Here is a 19,299-nt window from a genome sequence, read left to right as displayed (position 1 = left end):
ACCGACACAAGCAGGTGTCGAACAATTTAATGACCACAAGTCGTTGAAATTGTGAAGAAATCGAATACAACACCGCCGATTTCTCTCTTTTGATTAAATCACGGATGCATTAGTCAAAGATCTTAGAATTTTTGAATTATCGATGTAACCCTACTTTCTGTACGGAAGGTTTTTGTGCGAATCCTGGTTTTAAATGCCGGAAATTTGGCTGACGTTGTTCAAATGCTACCCGCGTTTAGCGATGCCAAACATGCTTTTCCCCACATAGCAATTGATGTTGTCGTTGACGAGCGTTGGGCTCAGGTTCCTTCTTGGCATCCTGCGGTCGATAGAGTATTCACATTAGCGGTAAAAGACTGGCGAATCGGTATGTTATCGCTGGTTGCGTCTAACGAATTAAAACGCTTGCGCATTCAGCTGCGCAAACACGCCTACGATTGGGTGGTTGATTTACACGGAAATTGGTTGAGTGCATGGTTCAGTCGATCATTCAATACTAATAGTGTGGGCTTTAGTCGCCTAAACGATAAGAAAAAAACCTATTCGTTTTTGTACAATCAAAAAATTCCCGCCCAATGCAATCTGCATAGAGTCGAACAAATTCGCCGTCTGTTTTCAGAAGGTATCAACTACAAAATTACTTATCCAAATTGTTTTTATTCACTGGACGCAAACAGTTTTTGCCAAGGCTGTGATAACAGTGTGGTTCTGTGTTTTGGCTGTAAAGATAGCAAGCAGCGTTATCCAGCCGCGTTAGGTAGACAGTTAATTCAAAATTTGGTTGATCAAGGCTTGCGAGTGAAGCTGTTGTGGCGTGATGCCGAATCGGGCAGCTACGTTAAAAGTATGGCCGAAGGAATTTCTTCGGTAGAAATTATGCCAAGGCTTTCACTTTCGGGAATTGCTGCGGTAATGGTGCAGGCGCGCGCCATAGTGACTGTTAATAATGGTTTAAGTCATTTGGCAGCGGCATTAGGTATTCCCACCGTTTGCCTGCTTGGACCAAAATCGGATTTAAACACCGCCGCTAAAGGCGCTAATCAATTAAAAATTATTGAAATACACTCCCCCGGATTTGACTATCCGCCTGCAAAAATTCAAACAGAGATAAACGATCTTATCGATCAATACCCATCTATTTGTTATTCCACCGAATTTTTTATGCAAAAGAGCACCGCATAAAAACACAACACATTGAAACGTTATGAATAACCAAGAATCTGCGGCTGGCAACAAAACCAGCTGGGACATATATAAAAGACTTCTCGCGTATATAAAATCCCATAAACTCAAATTTGGTTTATCGATTTTGGGTTTTCTTATTTACAGCCTAACGCAAGCATCGTTTGGTTACGTTATTGAAGAATTTATTAAAGCACTGCAAAACCCACAGGAAGGTCATCTGTATTTCGTGCCTTTATTGGTGGTGGTTTTAGCGTTTATTCGTGGCGCCAGTTATTTTCTAGCAAACTACTCCATGTCGTTGGTCTCACTGGCCGTTGTTAATGATCTACGCAAAGAGTTGTTTGCGAAAATTCTTTATTTACCGAGTCATTATTTTGATCAACGTAATTCGGCAGAAATGGTTGCCATCATTACCTACAACATAAATCAGGTAAGCACGTCGGCTTCTAATGCGGTAAAAACCGTATTTCGCGAGGGTTTCACGGTAATCGCATTGCTGTGTTATTTATTTTATAAAAACTGGCAGCTCACACTGATCTTTTTATTAATCGCGCCCTTTATGGCGGGTATTGTTGCTCTGGCCAGTAAACGATTCCGTAAGCTCAGTAAGCGTATGCAATCGAGTATGGGTGATCTTGCTCACGTCGCCAACGAAGCAATTTCTGGATATCGCTTAGTGCGCGGCTACGGTGGCGAAGATTACGAACGTGATCGTTTTTATCAAAGCAGTGATCGTAATACTCAACAGGGTAATAAATTCAATTTCGTGCACTCCCTGCAAACGCCCGTGCTGCAATTTATTTTGTCGATTGCACTCGCCGGGGTTATGTTTTTGGTGTTGTTTATTAACGGCACTCCCGAAGAACACGTAGCCTATATTGTTATGGCGGGTTTATTGGCGCGTCCTATTCGTGCGCTCACTCAGGTAAGCGGCATGATTCAGCGCGGCATTACTGCGGCAGAAAGTGTGTTTGATGTTCTCGATAGCGACTCTGAGCCTGATCAGGGTCAGTATGAAATTGATCGAGTTAAAGGCCATCTAGAAATTAAAGATGTACTGTTTCGGTATAATCCCGAATCGAATCCGGTCATTAATGCCATTAATTTAACCATTAAACCCGGCGAGACCGTCGCTTTGGTTGGGCAGTCGGGCAGCGGTAAAACCACCTTGGCTGCGTTAATTAGCCGTTATTATGAACCTGACTCCGGTGAGATTTTGTTGGATGGTCGGAACCTAAAAGATTATAAATTAACGAATTTACGCAACCAAATTGCGTTGGTGAGCCAAAGCGTTACCTTATTCAATTGCAGCGTAGCCGAGAATATTGCCTACGGTACACTCAGTAAAGCCAGTGAAGAGGATATAATCCGCGCTGCCGAAGCCGCACACGCTAAAGAGTTTATCGACCAGCTTCCAGAAGGTTTTAAAACCATTATTGGTGAAGATGGTACCCGCCTTTCGGGTGGCCAACGTCAGCGAATTTCGATTGCTCGTGCACTGTTAAAAGATGCACCGATATTAATTTTGGACGAAGCAACCTCTGCACTGGATACCGAATCAGAACGCGCTATTCAAGCGGCGCTTGAAGAGTTAATGAAAAACCGAACTACCATTGTTATTGCCCACCGTTTATCGACCATTGAAAATGCCGATCGCATTGTGGTTATGGGGCAGGGTGAAATTCTTGAAATAGGTACTCATCAAGAATTACTGGCAAAAAACGGTGCCTATGCTCAGTTTCATTCCAACCAGCAACAGGACTAAAATCGACACCTACGGCAACACGAAATCATCCAGAGTTGCCAGTGATACAAGGACGTGTCCTTTGATTAAATCGTGGCTAAGTTAATCAGAGGTTACTTAACTACCAGCGTTGATGGAATACCGTCGAACTCATGAACTATTGGCAATATCAATTAATTTGGCGAGCCGCTTTACCTTTGGTGAAGCGACGTTTAAAAAAACGCGCACAATTAAACCCCGGATACGGCCAAAATGTTTCAGAACGCTACGGAACTTATCCCCAGAGTTATCACAGCAATAAACCGGTTGTTTGGCTGCATTGCGTTTCTGTGGGTGAATCCATTGCCGCGCAGCCGCTTATTGAGTGGCTTATCGGTCTAGATCGTTTTCAATTATTACTAACCTGTTCAACACCTACCGGACGAGATCAATTGCAGTCAACCTTTGGCGATCGCGCTTGGTTGGTATTTGCACCTTACGATCTGGAAAAATTTGTCACGTCTTTTTTGGATACGTTTAATCCTAAAATACTGTTGGTTATGGAAACGGAATTATGGCCGAGTATTTTAAAGCACTGCAAAAAGCGCGGTATTACCAGTTTTTTGGTTAATGGGCGTTTATCTGAGAAATCCGCAAAAGGTTACGCGAAGCTCGGTGGTTTAAGTCGAACCATGTTGGCGGATATTGATAAATTACTGGTTCAATACGAAACCGATAAAATACATTTTTTACAGCTGGCAGACGTTGAATCAAAAATCAACGTACTTGGCAGTATTAAATTTGATATTACGATAAGCGAAACCCTGCGTAACTGCGCCTTACAGCTCAAAAACCAATTGCGTGAAGCGGGTAAAGATTTTATTTGGATCGCAGCATCCACACATTTGGGTGAAGATGAAATTGTTCTTCAGGTTCATCAAGAACTTCTGAAACAAAATCCTAACGGCTTGTTGATACTTGTCCCTAGGCATCCAGAACGTTTTGAGTCTGTGGCGCAATTGTGCTCGCCCTTTAAATTCGTAAAGCGCAGTTTATGGATTGCCAATTCAGAGTTAAATTTTAAGGATGTACAGGTAATTTTAGGCGATACGCTTGGCGAATTAATGTTGCTTTACGGGTTGGCCGATGTGGCTTTTGTGGGTGGCAGTTTGGTTGAAAATGGCGGACATAACTTAGTAGAACCTGCTAACTGGTCGCTGCCATTGCTGAGTGGGCCGAGTTTGTTTAATTTTTCGGTGATTTCCTCGCAATTAAACCAAGTTACTGCCTTAGAAATTGTTCACGATTCAGGGCAATTACTGAAGGCATTAATGGAGCTACAAAGCGATGATTTACGCGCAGAAAAAGGTGGTGCAGCCTTAACTTTTGCCAAGAAAAATCGAGGCGCGTTGGATCGAGTTAAAGATGCGTTATTGCCGTTTTTATCGAAAATTTAAGGGTTTATTGTCGGCATCAAAGAACGCAAGCGTTGGTGAATAATCGTAATAACGCCGACGCTGATTGCCTGATAAATGCGAGCTTATTTTGTTGTCGTGCTTTAATTCATTCCAGGTGTTTATTTTTCCCGTTGAATTAGATTTTTGTGTTGCTAGAATTATTGTCTTATTTTTAAGAGTGAAATTCGAGTTTTTTAACGCGGTCGAAAGAATGTTGGTGGCGGTATTATCGAATTGTGCAAGAGTAGTTTCTGGTGTTAATTGAAATTCCAACAGATTTTTGTTTAAGGTTTTTGCGGTATTTTTAACGGTGTTGTAATGATTGATATAACATCGGTGTAGATGTTCATAAATAGCTGGTTGTTGCTTTTCTTCATTAAAATCCAACGAATACAAATCTCCAAAAACTCGTGTTAACGATCTGTGTAATAAAGGATGTAAATCCTTTGCGGGTTTTTGAGTAATTTTTTTAAGCAGCAACAGGATGGACGGCAGCCAGTCGTTAATGTTGCGATGTAAATAAATCCAAATACTGTTTGGAAAGACTTCGTTTAATTCAAAAAAGTCTGAAAATATAGGCGTATCGGCAATAACCTGGGCTTTTTCAATACAGGCTTGACTGTAAGCGGTATGTGCAACCGAATAGTTGAGTTGTAAAAAAAGCTGGCATATGCTGGTCGTACCTGTGCGCGGTAGACCAACAATGAAAATTTTGTGCATGAAATTGATCTGTGGCTTTATTGGTTTTGGTATTCTTCGTACATCAGATAATAACTTTCATGCATGCCCAGGTTTTGATAGGTTTTTTGCGCCGTAGTATTTTCTTTTTCTACGTATAAACGGTATCCACACACATTGCCTTGGGTTTCGGCAATTTCTTTTACCGCTGCATAAAGCTGTTTGTACACGCCTTGGCGACGAAATGGTTCGGCCACATAAACACTTTGAATCCACCAAAATTCTTTATTGCGCCAATCGCTCCACTCTTTGGTAATCATTAAACTTCCAGCAACCACATCATTTTGTGTTGCCACTAAATAAAATCCGCGAGAAGGGTTTTTAAGAAGTTCGGTGACACCGGCGGTTAAAATGCTGGAGTCTAGCTCTTTGCCTTCGGTTTCTAAAGCCATGGCTTGGTTGAAATCAACCAGTGTTTGCAGGTCGGGCAATTGTCCCTGACGAATAGTGAATACAGATAAGGTCATAAAAAATTCTTAAAAATGTTGATGGCAATAATGAATTAATTTCGTGGTGAACGCGCGTAATAAATCGGATTTTACCGACCAAGTATGCCAGTAAAGAGGCACAGTAATGGGAATTTCTGGATTTAAAATTATCAGTTCGCCACGATCAATGTATTTTTGGCATTGTAATTGGGGAACAATTCCCCAGGCAAATCCGAGTTTAATAAAATCCAAATAGTTTTCAACGGATGGAATTTGATGGTAGCGGTAATCCGCCAAGGTAATATCAAAATGCTCCGCCAAATATTTTTCTTGCAGCTGGTCTTTGGGGCCGTAATGCAGGGCCGGTGCTAATTTAAAACGCTCGGTGCTGGGTTTTTCGGGAAAATATCGCGCATAGAATTCCGGCGTGCATACGCAGTGGTAAATCATTTCGCCTAAGGTGTAGCAATCGCAGCCAGATACCGCTTGAGATTCGGCGCTCACAGCGCCAACCACTTCGCCGGTGCGCAATAGCTGCAAGGTTTGGTCTTGGTCATCAACACGTAGATCGAGCAACACGGTTTTTTGCTGCATAAATTCAGCAGTTGCCTTCAAAAACCAGGTGGCAAGGCTGTCGGCGTTTACGGCAATAGTCAGTTTGTGAACGGTGTTATTGGTGCTGCCGAACATTTCAGATTCAAGCAGTTCGGCTTGGCGGTAAAAGCTCATAAGGCGCTTGCCCAGCTCGGTCGGCACGGGCGGGCTAGAGCGCAACAGTAGCGTTTGCCCAGATTGCTGTTCGAGCTGCTTGATGCGTTGCGATACCGCCGACTGGGAGATATTCAGGCGTTCCGCGGCGCGATCAAAGCTGCCGCTTTCGATTACGGCGGCCAGCGCGCGCAGTTGTTTGTTGATGAGCTGCATTAGAAAAACTTATCTGAGATAAATATATTTAGTTTTTGTGGATGAAAGCAGTGTCTTAAACTTAGCAGAACTTGTCCACAGTACCCGATGAATTCCTCATTGGTTTTATCTCTATCCCGTATTTTTTAAGAAGAAAACTATGACCAGCTTGTTGCCGATCGTTCAAGGCTATTCTTTGACTCTTGGTTTAATCGCCGCAATTGGCGCCCAAAACGCGCTGCTTATCAGCCAATGTATTCGTAATCAACACCAGTGGTTGATGGCCGGAATTTGTATGCTGATTGATATCATGTTGATCAGCGCCGGTGTGTTCGGTTTGGGCCTAGTTATCGAAAACGCGCCCGGTTTGATGATGTTTTTTAAATTAGGTGGCGCTGCCTTTCTGTTTTGGTACGGTGCGCGATCGTTTATGGAAATGCGCGTCGAGCAGAGTTTGGTGGCCGATGATCAGGTCGTTACCGCGCGTAGAACCATCATTCTCACCACCTTAGCGGTGAGTTTGTTAAATCCACACGTCTATCTTGATACCGTTATTTTGATTGGCTCGGTGGGTGCTGCGTTACCAGAAAATCACCAGTGGTTGTTTGCCCTAGGCGCTTCCTTGGGTTCTATCTCTTGGTTTATTAGCCTATGTTTGCTCGGTAAAATTTTGCAGCCCGTGTTTGCCAATGCCAAGGCTTGGAAGGTGTTGCACGGTATTGTTGGTGTGACCATGTGGGCGATTGCTTCTAGTTTGTTATACGCGGCCATTAGCGCGTAAGTGCTAAACGGTAAAAGTACTCAACAGAAATGTGCTGGCTAGAAAAATAACTGCCAGAAAAGTAACAGTTAGGTTGATCTAGCGAGACATAAATTTTGCCAGCGGGTTGTCTTTGAGTTCTTGCTCCCGCTCGGCAGACATGTCCGCTTCAAGTTTGGCTAAAAACTTACGGTAGTTGTCGGCTTTGGCAGCAAGATTAGGCACCTTTTCAAGCGCGGTGACTAATAATGAGTAAGCAGAAAAGACCAACGACTTATCGTTAAAGCGTTTGTGGAAGTTGTTGAGTAGCTTAATTGCCGCCTTAGGATCGCCTTGGTTTAGTAGGTCCCGAGCCAGTTGAATACAAATATCGGGTTTTTGTGGCATGTAATCAGGCGCCACATTAATGATGGTTCTGTAGGTGCTTGTGGTCGCGAATTCTTCATTGCGCGACATAATTCTGGGTAGATAAGCGTCGGCATATCGAACCAATCCGTCTTTATCGTTTACCGCACACATCAATCGAAAGCATTTTTCCCAAAGACTTAAATTGTTGTAGTTTTTGGGCAGAATTTCTTTGTAAATCTCTAACGCGTCTTGATAAAGACCTTCTTTTACCAACACCTCAATGTGTGCCAGACGTACGTCTAACTCCTGGCGTGGCTCGCGAATAACGCTGGAATCTGCGGCGTAAAATCCTAAGGCATCTTGTTTTTGGAAAACCAAATAACCCATCATGTGAAAGGTGATGATTTGGTAGTAACCAGAGATCATGCTGTTGGCAATGATTTGAATGTTGGAGTGACCCGCACCAATTAATCCATCAAGTACCACCACCGACGACATCATAATGGCGATAAAAATTAACATGATTACATAGGATGCGCCGGTGGCCTTGATAAGCCGACTGATGTTGCTCGGGTTCACCGCTTCCGGCAGTGAACCTTCGATGGCCAGTAAAATAAATACGGCGGGCAGCAAGAATAGTTCGAGCAGCACCATCACAATGGCGAGCTCTGCGCCTAAAAATGCGCTGGTAAAATGCAGTAACGCAAACGCCAAGATCATGATGCCGATAAGTTGAATCAGCAGCTTTAAGCCACCCTGTAAACTATCGACAACCTGGGGCGGTTCCATCACGCCCTCGGCGGTTTTTTCTAAACAATCGAATGAGTAGCGCAGCGAAATTGCCAGTGGCAAGATATACACCCAGAAAATACCAATGAACTGGGCGACTAGCGTCAATACGGTTGTCAGTGCAATGAGCTGAAGTGCTTGAGGTTTGAATCCGTAGCGGTAGATTTTATTCAGACGGCGCCAAAAGGGCTCAACACTGTAGGCAGCACCTAAAAAACTGAGTGGCTGGCGACAAATAAAACAGCGCTTGGCTTCATCGTTTTCAGATGCCACATTCTCGTCGCTACAGTTATCGCAGGTAAAACGCTTACAGTGGCGGCAGTAGTAACTGGCCGAGACCAGTGGATGATATTTGCAGTGGCTCATGAATGGCGACGATCGAGGTTTAACCTCGTAAATCCCTTAATTTATAGTTTGGCGGTAAGTTCATCGGCCAACTGATCATAGTGAAGTTTTTTGTCGATGTAACCTTCACGTTCATAAAAATGCGATAACCGGCGCGCTAGTTTGGCGCAGGCGGCACCCACGAAGTTATTTTCTAAAAGGTTTTTCAGAATTTTTTCGCTGGCCAAGCCTTCTTTATTATCCAAGAGTTTTAATGCGATTTGCGCTTGGGTTTCATTGGCAAACTCGAATTGCTCGGTCTCCCCTAGGCTTCGCCAGTAGTTAGACCAAGCGGTAGCCAGTCCTTCGAGCTTATTGTGTTGATTCAAGCACTCGATCAAAAATTCTCTCTGGTTTTCTCCGCCCACGGCTTTGAATAAATTAAGTTTGATCTGCAATAACGGTGTTTGCTCACCGTGGGTTGCGATCATTTCATCCACCAGTTTTAGTGCACGAGTAAAGTCGTAGGAGGCAATTGCGCGATATACCTTGTCCTGATCTTCTAAAAAAGTATCAACCTGTTGATTTTGTTGTAAATAATCTTGGTCGATGGCGCGGCTGTTGGTATAGAGCGTATAGAAAATCAGTGCTCCACCGGCTAAAAAACCACCGACGTGAGCGCTGTAGGCGACAGGCGAGTTGTCATCAAAAATAAGCCGCATTAATTCGCTGACAATATAAAACGGTAAAAGCCACAGAGCCGGTGCTCTAAAGTAACCAACGAACACAAAAGCCCAATAAAAGAACTCGATTTTCTTCAACTGAAACAGGGTTACGTACATCGCCATAACCGCTGAAATGGCGCCACTTGCACCGACTAGATGCGTACTGCCGTCAAAGCTCGACGGAAAAATACAGTACATGAGGCCGCCGCCCATACCACCAATTAGGTAATAAATGACAAAGCGAGTTAATCCCAGTGCAGCCTCAACGGCGAAGCCGCAAATCAACAAAAACACCATGTTACCCAATAGATGCCAAGTATCGCCGTGTAAAAATTGGTGGGTGATTAGGGTGACAATGCTGAATTCTTTGGGACTTAAACCATAAGCGCGATGACTAACGGTGTTCACAATCGCTTGGACTTTTTCGCGGTCGGTACGCCAGCGGTTTAATAAATCGGGATCACTTTTGTAAAAGGAGTCGGTCTCGGCAACAAATTCGGCGAATTTCTCGTTGAACACCATATCGCCGAGCACATCGTTAGGATTTTCACGTTTGTATTCGGCGAAGGTCAGTCCTGTTTTTTCGCCGTAGGTCTTCTCCCAAAAATTTTCGTAGGGCGCTAATTCGAGTTCATTAAGGCCGCGGCTTTGATATTCCCCAACTGCATGTTCGAACTTCTTGTCGTCACCACTTTGATAAACAAGGAACACCAAAATATTGATTAGAATTAACGCAAACACCGCAACCGGTGGGCGGGTCCAATCAATTCGCTTTTCTGTAGGTAAGACGACCATAGTTTCGCAATTTGGCAGTTGTAGGATTAATGTTTAGGACGCTTTAGAAGTGCGTCTACATCAGTGCTTTTCTCAGATGACATTGACGTCACACTATTTTGACGATGCTGATCCTATTTTAGAAGAGTTTGCATCAAGAAATGTCATTCTTTACCCGGGTTTTGGTTATAAACCCGAGTAAAGAAGAATATGAAGAGATTTTTATTGGTTTTGCGGATAAAACACTGGTCTATTTATGACGTGTTATTTTTACAGCTTTCTGCCAAGGCGCTTTTCGATCTGACGTTTTTCCCAGTTAGCACCAAACAGGTTGGTGATTTCAAAAGCGCTCAATCCGTGACTGATAATGCCAATTCCCCAGCCCATCGCCGGCCACCAAGCCCAAATGTGCGAAGGATTTGTCGCCAAATTGATAATAAACAACAAGCTAATCACGGTTACATAGGTAACGCAGTGAGAATAGAAACTTTTTATCGATCTTACTTGATCAATTACAAGTTGTTCTTCCATTGTCATCGATGTGTCGTTTTGCATGTCTGGCTCCGTTTGTAATTTTTCGATCGTGGTTTCGAAAACAGCAGCTAAGGATTTCAAAGACTCCAAACTGGGCTTCTCGCCACGCTCGATTCTTTGAATCGTGCGAATGCTTAAACCACTTAGCTGGGCCAATTGGTCTTGGGACCAGCCGCGTTGCAATCGAAGTTTTCGAATGATCATATCGTTTTCCTATCTGCTGTAACGGCGTTAAAAGTAGTGCTAAAACGGCTTTGACGGTGACGACAGGCACCCGACAGCTTTATGACATGTTATAAAAATCAAGCACTTACAAAATTTTTTGGTTGTGGACAAATTCAGCACTTAAAAATCTGTGATGCATTTATGGTGCAACAATCTGGCATCAACCCTTCATAAAAAATGCTTTGGAAGCTGGAGTCAAACGATATAACAGTTCTTTGTAGTTGGGAGATGAGAGAGAAGGGTAGAGCGGATTGCGCGGCGAGAGGGTGTAGGTTTGAAAAGGTGCGAATCTTAAGAGCTTGAAGTATGTGCACCTATTAAATCGATTTGATAGGACAACCAATTTGATCGGACAACCAATTTGATCGGACAACCAATTTAATAGGTGCACAGCAACGATTAATCTACACCGTAATTAGCACGGGTTTTTTCATCGGCAGAATCAAGCCAGTTGTTTAACTCTAAGATATCCCCCGGAGTTAAGGTGCCAGCAGTTTGCTTCAACGACAGCGTATCGATGATGTAATCGTAAAGCGCGTTGTAGTAGTTAGACTTGGCTTCAAACACACCTTGTTGAGCATTCAATACATCAACAAAATCACGGGTACCTACTTCGTAGCCCGCTTGTGTTGCCTCCAAAGAGCTCTCACTAGAGATGATGGCTTGTTTACGGGCTGAAACAGTCGCGACATCGGTTAACACACCCAAGTGCTGTGAACGTGCCGATTGGATAACTTCACGCTTGGTTTGCAAATACGATTCTTGAGTTTGCGTATATTGGGCGTGCGCTTGGCGTTTTTGCGCATTCAAACCACCGCCATTGGTGATTGGCAGGGTCACCGATACAGTAAAACCATCGCGATCGATATCTGGGTCGCCGTCAAAGTTGTGATCCTGTGACGCCAATAGCGTTGCATCAACGGTTGGTAAAATAGCACTGGCTGCTGCTTTGGAGCTTTGTCTTGCTGCTTCGGCGGCAAGTTTTGCAGCTTTCAACGAGTTGTTGTTTTGCAGAGCAAAATCGACCCACTCTTGGCGAGTGTTTGGTACAGGTTCGGTGACCGGGAAGTTGTCCGACAACGACGATACCGAGTTTTGCAAAGCACCGGTAATCACTTCGAGTGTGTCGTAGGCGCTGCCCAGAGTGTTGCGGTTACCTAGGGTTTGTGCGCGAGCACTGTCGTAATCAGCCTGAGCGTTATGCACATCGGTAATGGCCGTTAGGCCCACTTCAAAACGCTGCTGAGTTTGCTCCAACTGGCTTTTAAGTGCTTTTTCAAGCGCAATGGAGTTCTCCAACACGTCTGCGGCACGCAAGACATCAAAGTAAGCGTTGGCCACACGAAGAATAAACGCTTGCTCATCGGCAGCAAATTGCGCTTCTGCCTGATCAGTTAAACGTAAACCTTGTTTGTAGGTGTACCAAGCGTTTAGGTCGAACAATGCTTGGGTCAGTGAGATGGAGTAATTCACTGAACGCGATGCGGTATTAAAGTTACTGAATCCGGTTTCAATATTAATGTCGGAATATTCTGCCGACGCGCCAATGTTTGGCACAATCCCGGTTCGGTTGATGATTTTTGCCTGAATTCCGGCTCGGTAGGCGGCTTCGTCGGCTTTTAATTGGTGTTCATTTTCCAACGCGAGCTGGTAAACGCCTTTTAAATCGATGGCGAAGCTGGTCAATGGAGCGGCCAGTAACGAGAAAGATAACAGATACTGAAGTGGTTTTTTTACCATGCGTATGAAGCCTTTGATTCCATAAAATACCTTTTGGATTTACCAAAAGGCTTGAGAATTGGAGCGAGTTTGCATTATGAAGCGTGCAACATTCAGATGATTGATGGTTCGACGCGATTCACCAACACAGTTCGAGAGTGGTTTGTGGACGTTAACCCTAAGACGATATAGGTGTCGAGAGTCGTCGAGTTGTGACCTTTGACGTAAACGGAACGAAAATGGTTTCACTTCAATCAACGATAAATGCAATAGTCTGTTTATATGGGTGCTTAAATTACGGTTTCAAATGTCAATGAAAACACTCAGTCTTAAATGATGTGCATTGTTGGTGGATCCATTCTCATTCTCCTGTAATTTTATCGCTTCTCTATCGTTTGTCTTGCACAATCCTGCAAATATATTTAACAAAAGCCCAAAGATTATGGTCGCTGCGTAAGTAAGTGCTGCGAACCATTAAGAATTGTTGTGTGCAGGGCATTAACGCACTGATTTAGGAAAACTTTATGGATACAAGCAATAAGTCATCATTCACAGACCAAGACGTTACGCTTGAAAATACGCAGGTTGCTTATCAAGGCTTCTTTAAGATGCTCAAGTACACACTTAAGCATCGATTATTTAACGGCGGCTGGAGCAAAAATTTTTCTCGGGAGCTATTTGTGCGCGGCGATGCGGCTGCGGCTATTTTGTACGATCCAAAAGCCGATCAAATCGGCTATGTTGAGCAGTTTCGGGTAGGCGCTATGGCCGCCGGACAAAATCCATGGTGCTTGGAGGTTGTAGCAGGAATGATCGACAAAGGCGAAACCGGCCGCTCGACCATTGAGAGAGAGCTTGTCGAAGAGGCCGACTTTTATCCCGCAGAAATTATCGAAATAGGTTCTTATCTATCAACACCTGGAGGTTGTGACGAGCGCGTTTGGCTGTATTGCGCGCTGGGAGATCTTAGCAAGATTGGCGGTGTTCATGGTTTGGATGACGAAAACGAAGACATTCGTGTGCACGTTGAATCTGCGGAAACTGTGCTAAATCGAATCTTTACGGATCGGTTCAATAACGCTGCAACCGTTATAGCTTTGCAGTGGCTAGCGCTAAACCGAGCGCGACTTATCGAGGCGCATCGAGACTAACTCTTCTTTTGGGATTATCGGGAGAAGCAAAGCAAGTCTCCAAATCCGAAAAGTTGGCGTATTCATTGCGCCTAGCCATGTCTTTGGAAATTCGTTAATTTGGCTGACGGATTCTAAACTGAAGGAACCTCTGATTAACTCATCCATGATTTAATCAGAGAACAGAAATTGACAATGCGATTTCCAATTTCTTCACAATTTCAATCACTTACCGTTCTTGAAATTGGCGACACATCCTTGTGTCGCGAGAAACTCTAGGTTAATCAGCGTTTCCTGAACTAGAAATTGGCCGTTTAGGGCAATCATTTACCGTACAAAACTTACCGTACAAAAGAGTTGTTGGAGATTATGAACTCAGTACTTAAAGAACGCCGTCAGTATGTCGTCGACTTGCGCGCTCAGCAGGCTGAGTGTGATGCCAATTATCATCGCCTACTTAAACTGCTACCAACCATGGAGCCAAAAGAGTCTAGAGATTATGTGCTTGATGGTCGTCACCATCACAATCGCGAACAGGTTTCTCTAAAGGTTCTTGAGCAGGCGCCGTATACCTCGACCATTGAATTTAAACAGAGCGAGCCTAGTCATGGCTGGTCGCCCAACTGTGTTTTGCGTGTGCGTATGTATCACGATGCGAAAATGGCTGAGGTGGTTTCTTGGGATGAGCATTGGAACACACGTGCTCGATATCATTATCCCAACAAAAACATGTACCACGTAGATGAGAAGGCACAGCTCAACAAATTCTTAGGTGAATGGCTTGCGCACTGCTTATCGTGTGGTCGAGTTGACACTCAGAATGTCAGTTGACGGCTTGAAAATAGGTAGATTTTACAAGATTTCGACGCTTTGACGCTCCAATTTGTGTACTGGAGCATAAAATCAGACAAAAGATTCTCGAATTCAACCCGTATAGTTTCTGATCACCAATCTATTTTTGTATACTCCGAACTAAATAGCTCTGACTGTTCAGACCAACGGAGTTGGAACCTTGATATCAATATTTTCAGGGCTACTACGCAAAGCTTTAAACTCCGCAAAACGGGGGCAGACCTTGTATATGCACACATCAAAACCGATTCGTATCGCTCAAGTTACCGATCCTCATTTGGGTCGCAGCTACGGCGATAAGCTGCTTGGCGTTGACGCCGACCAAAGCCTACGGGATGTGTTAGCAGATCTGTCTGCTCACGACTTATTGATTGCATCTGGCGATATTTCTAACGACGGTAGCCCAGAATCATACCGTCGCTTCGCCGATACCATCGCTGAGTTTGGGTTCTCTCGCTATGCGTGCTTGCCTGGTAACCATGATGACCACGAAGTCATGGCCCGAGTGATGGGGCCTGCGGTAATGAATCCGGTGTTGGTTAACGATTCGTGGATATTCATATTGCTCAATTCACGAGTACCCGGATACGAGTACGGTGATCTTGCCGATACTGAGTTAACGTTCTTAGACAAAACGTTGGCGCGTCACCCTAATCACCACGTTATGGTGTTTTTGCATCACCAGCCGGTGCGTGTTGGTAGTGCTTGGATTGATCAGTACATTGTTCGCAGTGCCGATCGGTTTTTTAGCATCATCGACAAGCACAAAAATGTTCGCGGCGTTGCTTGGGGACATGTTCACCAAGATTTTCATACCGAGCGTAATGGTGTGCATTTGTTTGCCAGTCCATCAACGTGTATTCAGTTCAAACCCAATTGTGATGACTTCACATTAGATACTGAGATGCCCGGTTATCGAATGTTTGAATTACACGCCGATGGTCAAATCACGACGGAAGTTAATCGAGTGTCCGAGAGGGACTACAAGGTTGATTACAGTTCTCACGGCTATTAGTCTCCGGTCATATCTCTCAAATCCGCAAACCGCTTAGGCTGCGGATTTGGCATCACTAAGTTCATCGATTAGTATTCCTGAAGCATTAATTGGAATACACCAACCATGTCTGATGAAACTCTCTTATACATTCACGGATTTTTAAGCTCGCCGCAGTCTTACAAAGCGCAAAAAACCAAAGAATGGCTTGCTGAATGTCATCCCGAGATACGCTTTGTTGCCCCAGAGCTAAGCCCATATCCTTTTGACGTTAGAGATACTTTGACGCAAATCGTTGAAGGTTTGGTCGGGCGCGTCTATTTAATGGGAAGTTCACTGGGTGGTTTCTGGTCTACTTATCTAGCCGAGCGCTACGACTTGCCAGCGGTTTTGATTAATCCTGCCTGTGAACCGCATAAGTTACTCCCGCGATATGTAGGTCAAACCGTGCAAAATTACCACTCCGAGCGGAGTTACCATTTAAGTCAGCAACATGTTGATGAGTTGGCCGAAATCGGATCTGCTCCCATGACCAAGCCAGAAAACTATTGGTTGATGGTGCAAACTGGCGATGAAACCCTTGATTATCGCTTGGCTGTGGCCAAATACGCCGGTGCTCGTCAATTAGTTGAAGAGGGTGGGAATCATGGTTTTGAACACTTCGAACGGCATCTACCCGCAACCGTTAGCTTTTATCGTGAATTCTTCCAAAAGGGCTAACTGATTGATTTTTGAGGGAATACATTTTTCCAAGAAACGGTTACGCTAGAACTATCGCCACTATTATTTGAACGCTTTCATGTCTAAATATACCTCTCAAGATATCGAAGTCCTAACGGGACTGGATCCGGTGCGAAAGCGCCCCGGCATGTATACAGAAACCACACGGCCAAACCATTTGGCACAAGAGGTTATCGACAACTCCGTGGATGAAGCCTTGGCCGGTCACGCCAATGAAATCATCGTTACTTTGCATAAAGATCACTCCATGACCGTTACCGATAATGGTCGCGGTATGCCTGTGGATATCCATCCCGAGCAAGGTAAACCGGGTGTTGAAGTGATTTTGTCTACCCTCCACGCTGGCGGTAAGTTTAACAACAACAACTACCAGTTCTCCGGTGGCTTGCACGGGGTGGGGGTGAGTGTTGTAAACGCGCTGTCGAAGATTCTTGAAGTAACCATTCGTCGAGATGGACAAATACACCGCATCGGCTTTATGGGTGGTGACAAAGCCAGCGATCTAGAAGTTATTGGCACCTGCGCTAAAAAAGATACCGGCACCAGCGTGCGCTTTTTACCCGATCCTAAATACTTCGATACCTTCAAGTTCTCGATTTCACGCATGCGCCACGTGTTGCGCGCAAAAGCGGTTTTATGTCCCGGTTTAAAGGTGGTTTTTAATAACCAGCAAACCGATGAAATCGACGAGTGGTATTTCGAAGACGGACTTAAAGATTATCTGTTAGCAGCAACTTCAGGCTGGACAAGCCTGCCGGAAGTGCCTTTTGTCGGGTCATTCACCGGTGAAACCGAAGGCGCCGATTGGGCCGTGCAGTGGTTGGTTGAAGGTGGCGAACTTATTCAAGAAAGCTACGTAAATTTAATTCCCACCTCCCAAGGCGGCACCCATGTTAATGGCCTGCGTACCGGTTTATTAGAAGCTTTGCGTGAATTTTGCGAGTTTAGAAACCTGCTCCCGCGCGGTATTAAACTAACGCCCGACGACATCTGGACTAACTGCTGTTTTGTTCTGAGTTCGAAAATGGCCGATCCGCAGTTCTCTGGCCAAACCAAAGAAAAGCTCTCCTCCCGTGAGGCGGCAGCTTTCGTTTCGGGTATATCCAAAGATGCGTTCAGCCTATGGTTGAACCAGCACACCGGAGAAGGTGAAAAGCTTGCCGATTACTGCATCAGCAATGCCCAGCGTCGAGTGCGTTCCAGCAAAAAGATTGCCCGTAAAAAAATCACCCAAGGCCCCGCTTTACCCGGCAAACTGGCCGACTGCTCCAGTGACGATCCGGTTCGCGGCGAGCTGTTCTTGGTGGAAGGTGATTCGGCGGGTGGTTCTGCCAAACAGGCGCGCGATCGCGAATTCCAAGCCATCATGCCGTTGCGCGGTAAAATCTTAAATACCTGGGAAGTTGATAGTGCCGATATTCTTGCCAGTCAAGAAGTACACGATATTTCCGTAGCGCTGGGCGTTGATCCCGGTAGCGACAATATAGAAAGTCTGCGCTATCACAAGGTCTGCGTACTGGCCGATGCCGACTCCGATGGATTGCATATCGCCACACTGTTATGTGCATTGTTCGTCAAACACTTCAAACCTTTGGTAGAAGCTGGCCACATCTTCATTGCCATGCCACCACTGTATCGAATAGACCTAGGCCAAGAAGTCTATTACGCTCTCGACGAACAAGAGAAAAACGGCATCTTAGAGCGACTAAAAGCCGAGAAAAAACGTGGCACACCCAACGTACAACGTTTCAAAGGCCTTGGTGAAATGAACCCCATGCAACTGCGTGAAACCACCATGGCGCCAGACACCCGCAAACTTGTACGACTCAACATCGACGACGAAGAACAAACCTTCGGCACCATGGACATGCTGCTCGCCAAAAAACGCTCCGGCGATCGCAAAGTGTGGTTAGAGTTAAAAGGAGATTTGGCAGAGGTTTAATCGCTAATAAATAATATCTTTGAATTTTATAAGACAAGCCTCAGCAAATTTGTTGGGGCTTTTTTCTAGCGGTTGATGTGATAGATTTTTAAACTTAACAATTGGAAAGTCTTAATCAATATCAATGAGATACAAAAACCAATGAGATACAAAAACGTTATCTAAAACCATAATAGGTAGAGAACTCTTTTTGTTGGCGTTTTCCAAGCTTATTAGTGGAACTTGATGTTATTCGTAAAAACCGTATATATCTTTTAGCAAGCAATAATTTAAGTTATTTTAGGTTCGTAAATTATTCTCTAGTTACTGCTTTCTAGTGTTACGTCAATATAAGCCTGAAATTAATAACAAATAACACAGATGCTTTTATTAAAAAAATAACATGCATTTAATGTGTTTATTTGATTCGATAAAAATAAGCAGTTTCTTGCGTTTGCAACACTTTTAAAAAGCTCAAAGATTTTGTAAAAACTTTTGAAGCTAAAAATACTTTGCATTAATGCTAAGGGTCTTATCTGATTGCATCGCAATTACCAATCGCAACGCAAAGTACATTTAAAAAATGTTAACAAAGCTCAATAAGCCCCTTGTATCCCCACGAATCATGAGGCTCAGGTGTCCGGCGGCCAAGTTGACAGCTTTTCAAGGATTTCTTAAAACTGTTAGAAATAAAACAAACTATTTTCTGACATCAAAATTTACGAAACTCGCGTTAGCTAACACCTTTGTATGTTCTTTTTCTACGTATGGGTAATTGATAAGAATCCGGATTTGTGACGTAATCAGCGACTTGTCTAATTGGCGCAAATATCTGAGTTTTTCTTCTAGAATCTCAATTAACATCGTAATTGGATAGAATTTGATGTAAGTCTTGAGACTATCCTTAGCCCTGCATCACAAATTTGCTATCTGCCAATGTTTAAAGAAGTTGTTTAGGTTAAAAATAAACATATTCATATTTGTTTGTTGCGTTATTGTTTATTAAATTAGCAGAAAGAATTGAGCAAT

General features: G+C 44.1%; 16 protein-coding genes. 9 read left to right on the top strand and 7 right to left on the bottom strand.

The genetic code is table 11. The features are described 5' to 3' along the window. Positions 1-174 precede the first annotated feature (174 nt). From waaC to waaA, 3 genes are all read left to right on the top strand, one after another. Positions 175-1,182: a lipopolysaccharide heptosyltransferase I gene (gene waaC, locus ACYQ2C_RS08830; protein ID WP_460101688.1), complete on the top strand. Its 1,008-nt coding sequence runs from the start codon at positions 175-177 to the stop codon at positions 1,180-1,182. Between the two features lie 22 nt (positions 1,183-1,204). After that, positions 1,205-2,950 (top strand): lipid A export permease/ATP-binding protein MsbA, encoded by a 1,746-nt coding sequence (msbA, locus tag ACYQ2C_RS08825; protein ID WP_460101686.1) that lies wholly within the window; start codon positions 1,205-1,207, stop codon positions 2,948-2,950. Positions 2,951-3,081: 131 nt separating this feature from the next. Then, positions 3,082-4,365 (top strand): lipid IV(A) 3-deoxy-D-manno-octulosonic acid transferase, encoded by a 1,284-nt coding sequence (waaA, locus tag ACYQ2C_RS08820; RefSeq protein WP_460101684.1) that lies wholly within the window; start codon positions 3,082-3,084, stop codon positions 4,363-4,365. Here the strand turns inward: waaA and ACYQ2C_RS08815 are convergent. Genes ACYQ2C_RS08815 through ACYQ2C_RS08805 form a run of 3 tightly spaced genes read right to left on the bottom strand, consistent with a single transcriptional unit; the run spans position 4,351 to position 6,455 of the window. Beyond that, positions 4,351-5,085, bottom strand: coding sequence for a sulfotransferase (locus ACYQ2C_RS08815; RefSeq protein WP_460101682.1), 735 nt, complete (start codon positions 5,083-5,085; stop codon positions 4,351-4,353). The two genes, waaA and ACYQ2C_RS08815, sit on opposite strands and share 15 nt — an antisense overlap. A 17-nt stretch (positions 5,086-5,102) precedes the next feature. Continuing rightward, entirely contained in the window at positions 5,103-5,570 is a 468-nt protein-coding gene (locus ACYQ2C_RS08810; protein WP_460101680.1) for a GNAT family N-acetyltransferase, read from the bottom strand. Between the two features lie 9 nt (positions 5,571-5,579). Next, entirely contained in the window at positions 5,580-6,455 is an 876-nt protein-coding gene (locus ACYQ2C_RS08805; RefSeq protein WP_460052267.1) for a LysR family transcriptional regulator ArgP, read from the bottom strand. Positions 6,456-6,594: 139 nt separating this feature from the next. Here ACYQ2C_RS08805 and ACYQ2C_RS08800 point away from each other — a divergent pair, with 139 nt between their 5' ends. Then, a complete protein-coding gene (locus ACYQ2C_RS08800) occupies positions 6,595-7,215 on the top strand; it encodes a LysE/ArgO family amino acid transporter (RefSeq protein ID WP_460101677.1) in 621 nt (206 codons plus the stop codon). Between the two features lie 78 nt (positions 7,216-7,293). Here ACYQ2C_RS08800 and ACYQ2C_RS08795 read toward each other — a convergent pair whose 3' ends face one another. From ACYQ2C_RS08795 to ACYQ2C_RS08780, 4 genes are all read right to left on the bottom strand, one after another. Continuing rightward, entirely contained in the window at positions 7,294-8,697 is a 1,404-nt protein-coding gene (locus ACYQ2C_RS08795; RefSeq protein ID WP_460052263.1) for a hypothetical protein, read from the bottom strand. 41 nt (positions 8,698-8,738) lie between these two features. Beyond that, positions 8,739-10,175 (bottom strand): rhomboid family intramembrane serine protease, encoded by a 1,437-nt coding sequence (locus tag ACYQ2C_RS08790; protein ID WP_460101674.1) that lies wholly within the window; start codon positions 10,173-10,175, stop codon positions 8,739-8,741. A gap of 249 nt (positions 10,176-10,424) precedes the next feature. Then, positions 10,425-10,892 carry a 2TM domain-containing protein gene (locus ACYQ2C_RS08785; protein WP_460052260.1) on the bottom strand — a complete coding sequence of 156 codons (468 nt, stop codon included), beginning with the start codon at positions 10,890-10,892 and terminating at the stop codon, positions 10,425-10,427. Positions 10,893-11,312: 420 nt separating this feature from the next. Then, the gene (locus tag ACYQ2C_RS08780) at positions 11,313-12,653 is read right to left on the bottom strand and encodes a TolC family outer membrane protein (RefSeq protein ID WP_460052259.1); all 1,341 of its coding nucleotides are present in this window, start codon (positions 12,651-12,653) and stop codon (positions 11,313-11,315) included. A 503-nt stretch (positions 12,654-13,156) separates the two neighbouring features. Here ACYQ2C_RS08780 and ACYQ2C_RS08775 point away from each other — a divergent pair. From ACYQ2C_RS08775 to parE, 5 genes are all read left to right on the top strand, one after another. Then, a complete protein-coding gene (locus tag ACYQ2C_RS08775) occupies positions 13,157-13,783 on the top strand; it encodes an NUDIX domain-containing protein (protein WP_460052258.1) in 627 nt (208 codons plus the stop codon). 348 nt (positions 13,784-14,131) lie between these two features. Then, positions 14,132-14,593, top strand: coding sequence for a DUF1249 domain-containing protein (locus ACYQ2C_RS08770; protein WP_460052257.1), 462 nt, complete (start codon positions 14,132-14,134; stop codon positions 14,591-14,593). Positions 14,594-14,843: 250 nt separating this feature from the next. Further along, on the top strand, positions 14,844-15,629 hold the full coding sequence (cpdA, locus tag ACYQ2C_RS08765; protein WP_460101670.1) for a 3',5'-cyclic-AMP phosphodiesterase: 786 nt from the start codon (positions 14,844-14,846) through the stop codon (positions 15,627-15,629). Between the two features lie 105 nt (positions 15,630-15,734). Further along, positions 15,735-16,328 (top strand): YqiA/YcfP family alpha/beta fold hydrolase, encoded by a 594-nt coding sequence (locus tag ACYQ2C_RS08760; RefSeq protein WP_460101668.1) that lies wholly within the window; start codon positions 15,735-15,737, stop codon positions 16,326-16,328. A gap of 79 nt (positions 16,329-16,407) precedes the next feature. Then, the gene (gene parE / locus ACYQ2C_RS08755) at positions 16,408-18,291 is read left to right on the top strand and encodes a DNA topoisomerase IV subunit B (RefSeq protein WP_460052252.1); all 1,884 of its coding nucleotides are present in this window, start codon (positions 16,408-16,410) and stop codon (positions 18,289-18,291) included. Positions 18,292-19,299: the final 1,008 nt, after the last annotated feature.

Source organism: Sessilibacter sp. MAH3 (genome assembly GCF_054658275.1).
The sequence above is the reverse complement of the archived record's forward strand: the minus strand, read 5'-3'. Positions and strand labels throughout refer to the sequence as shown.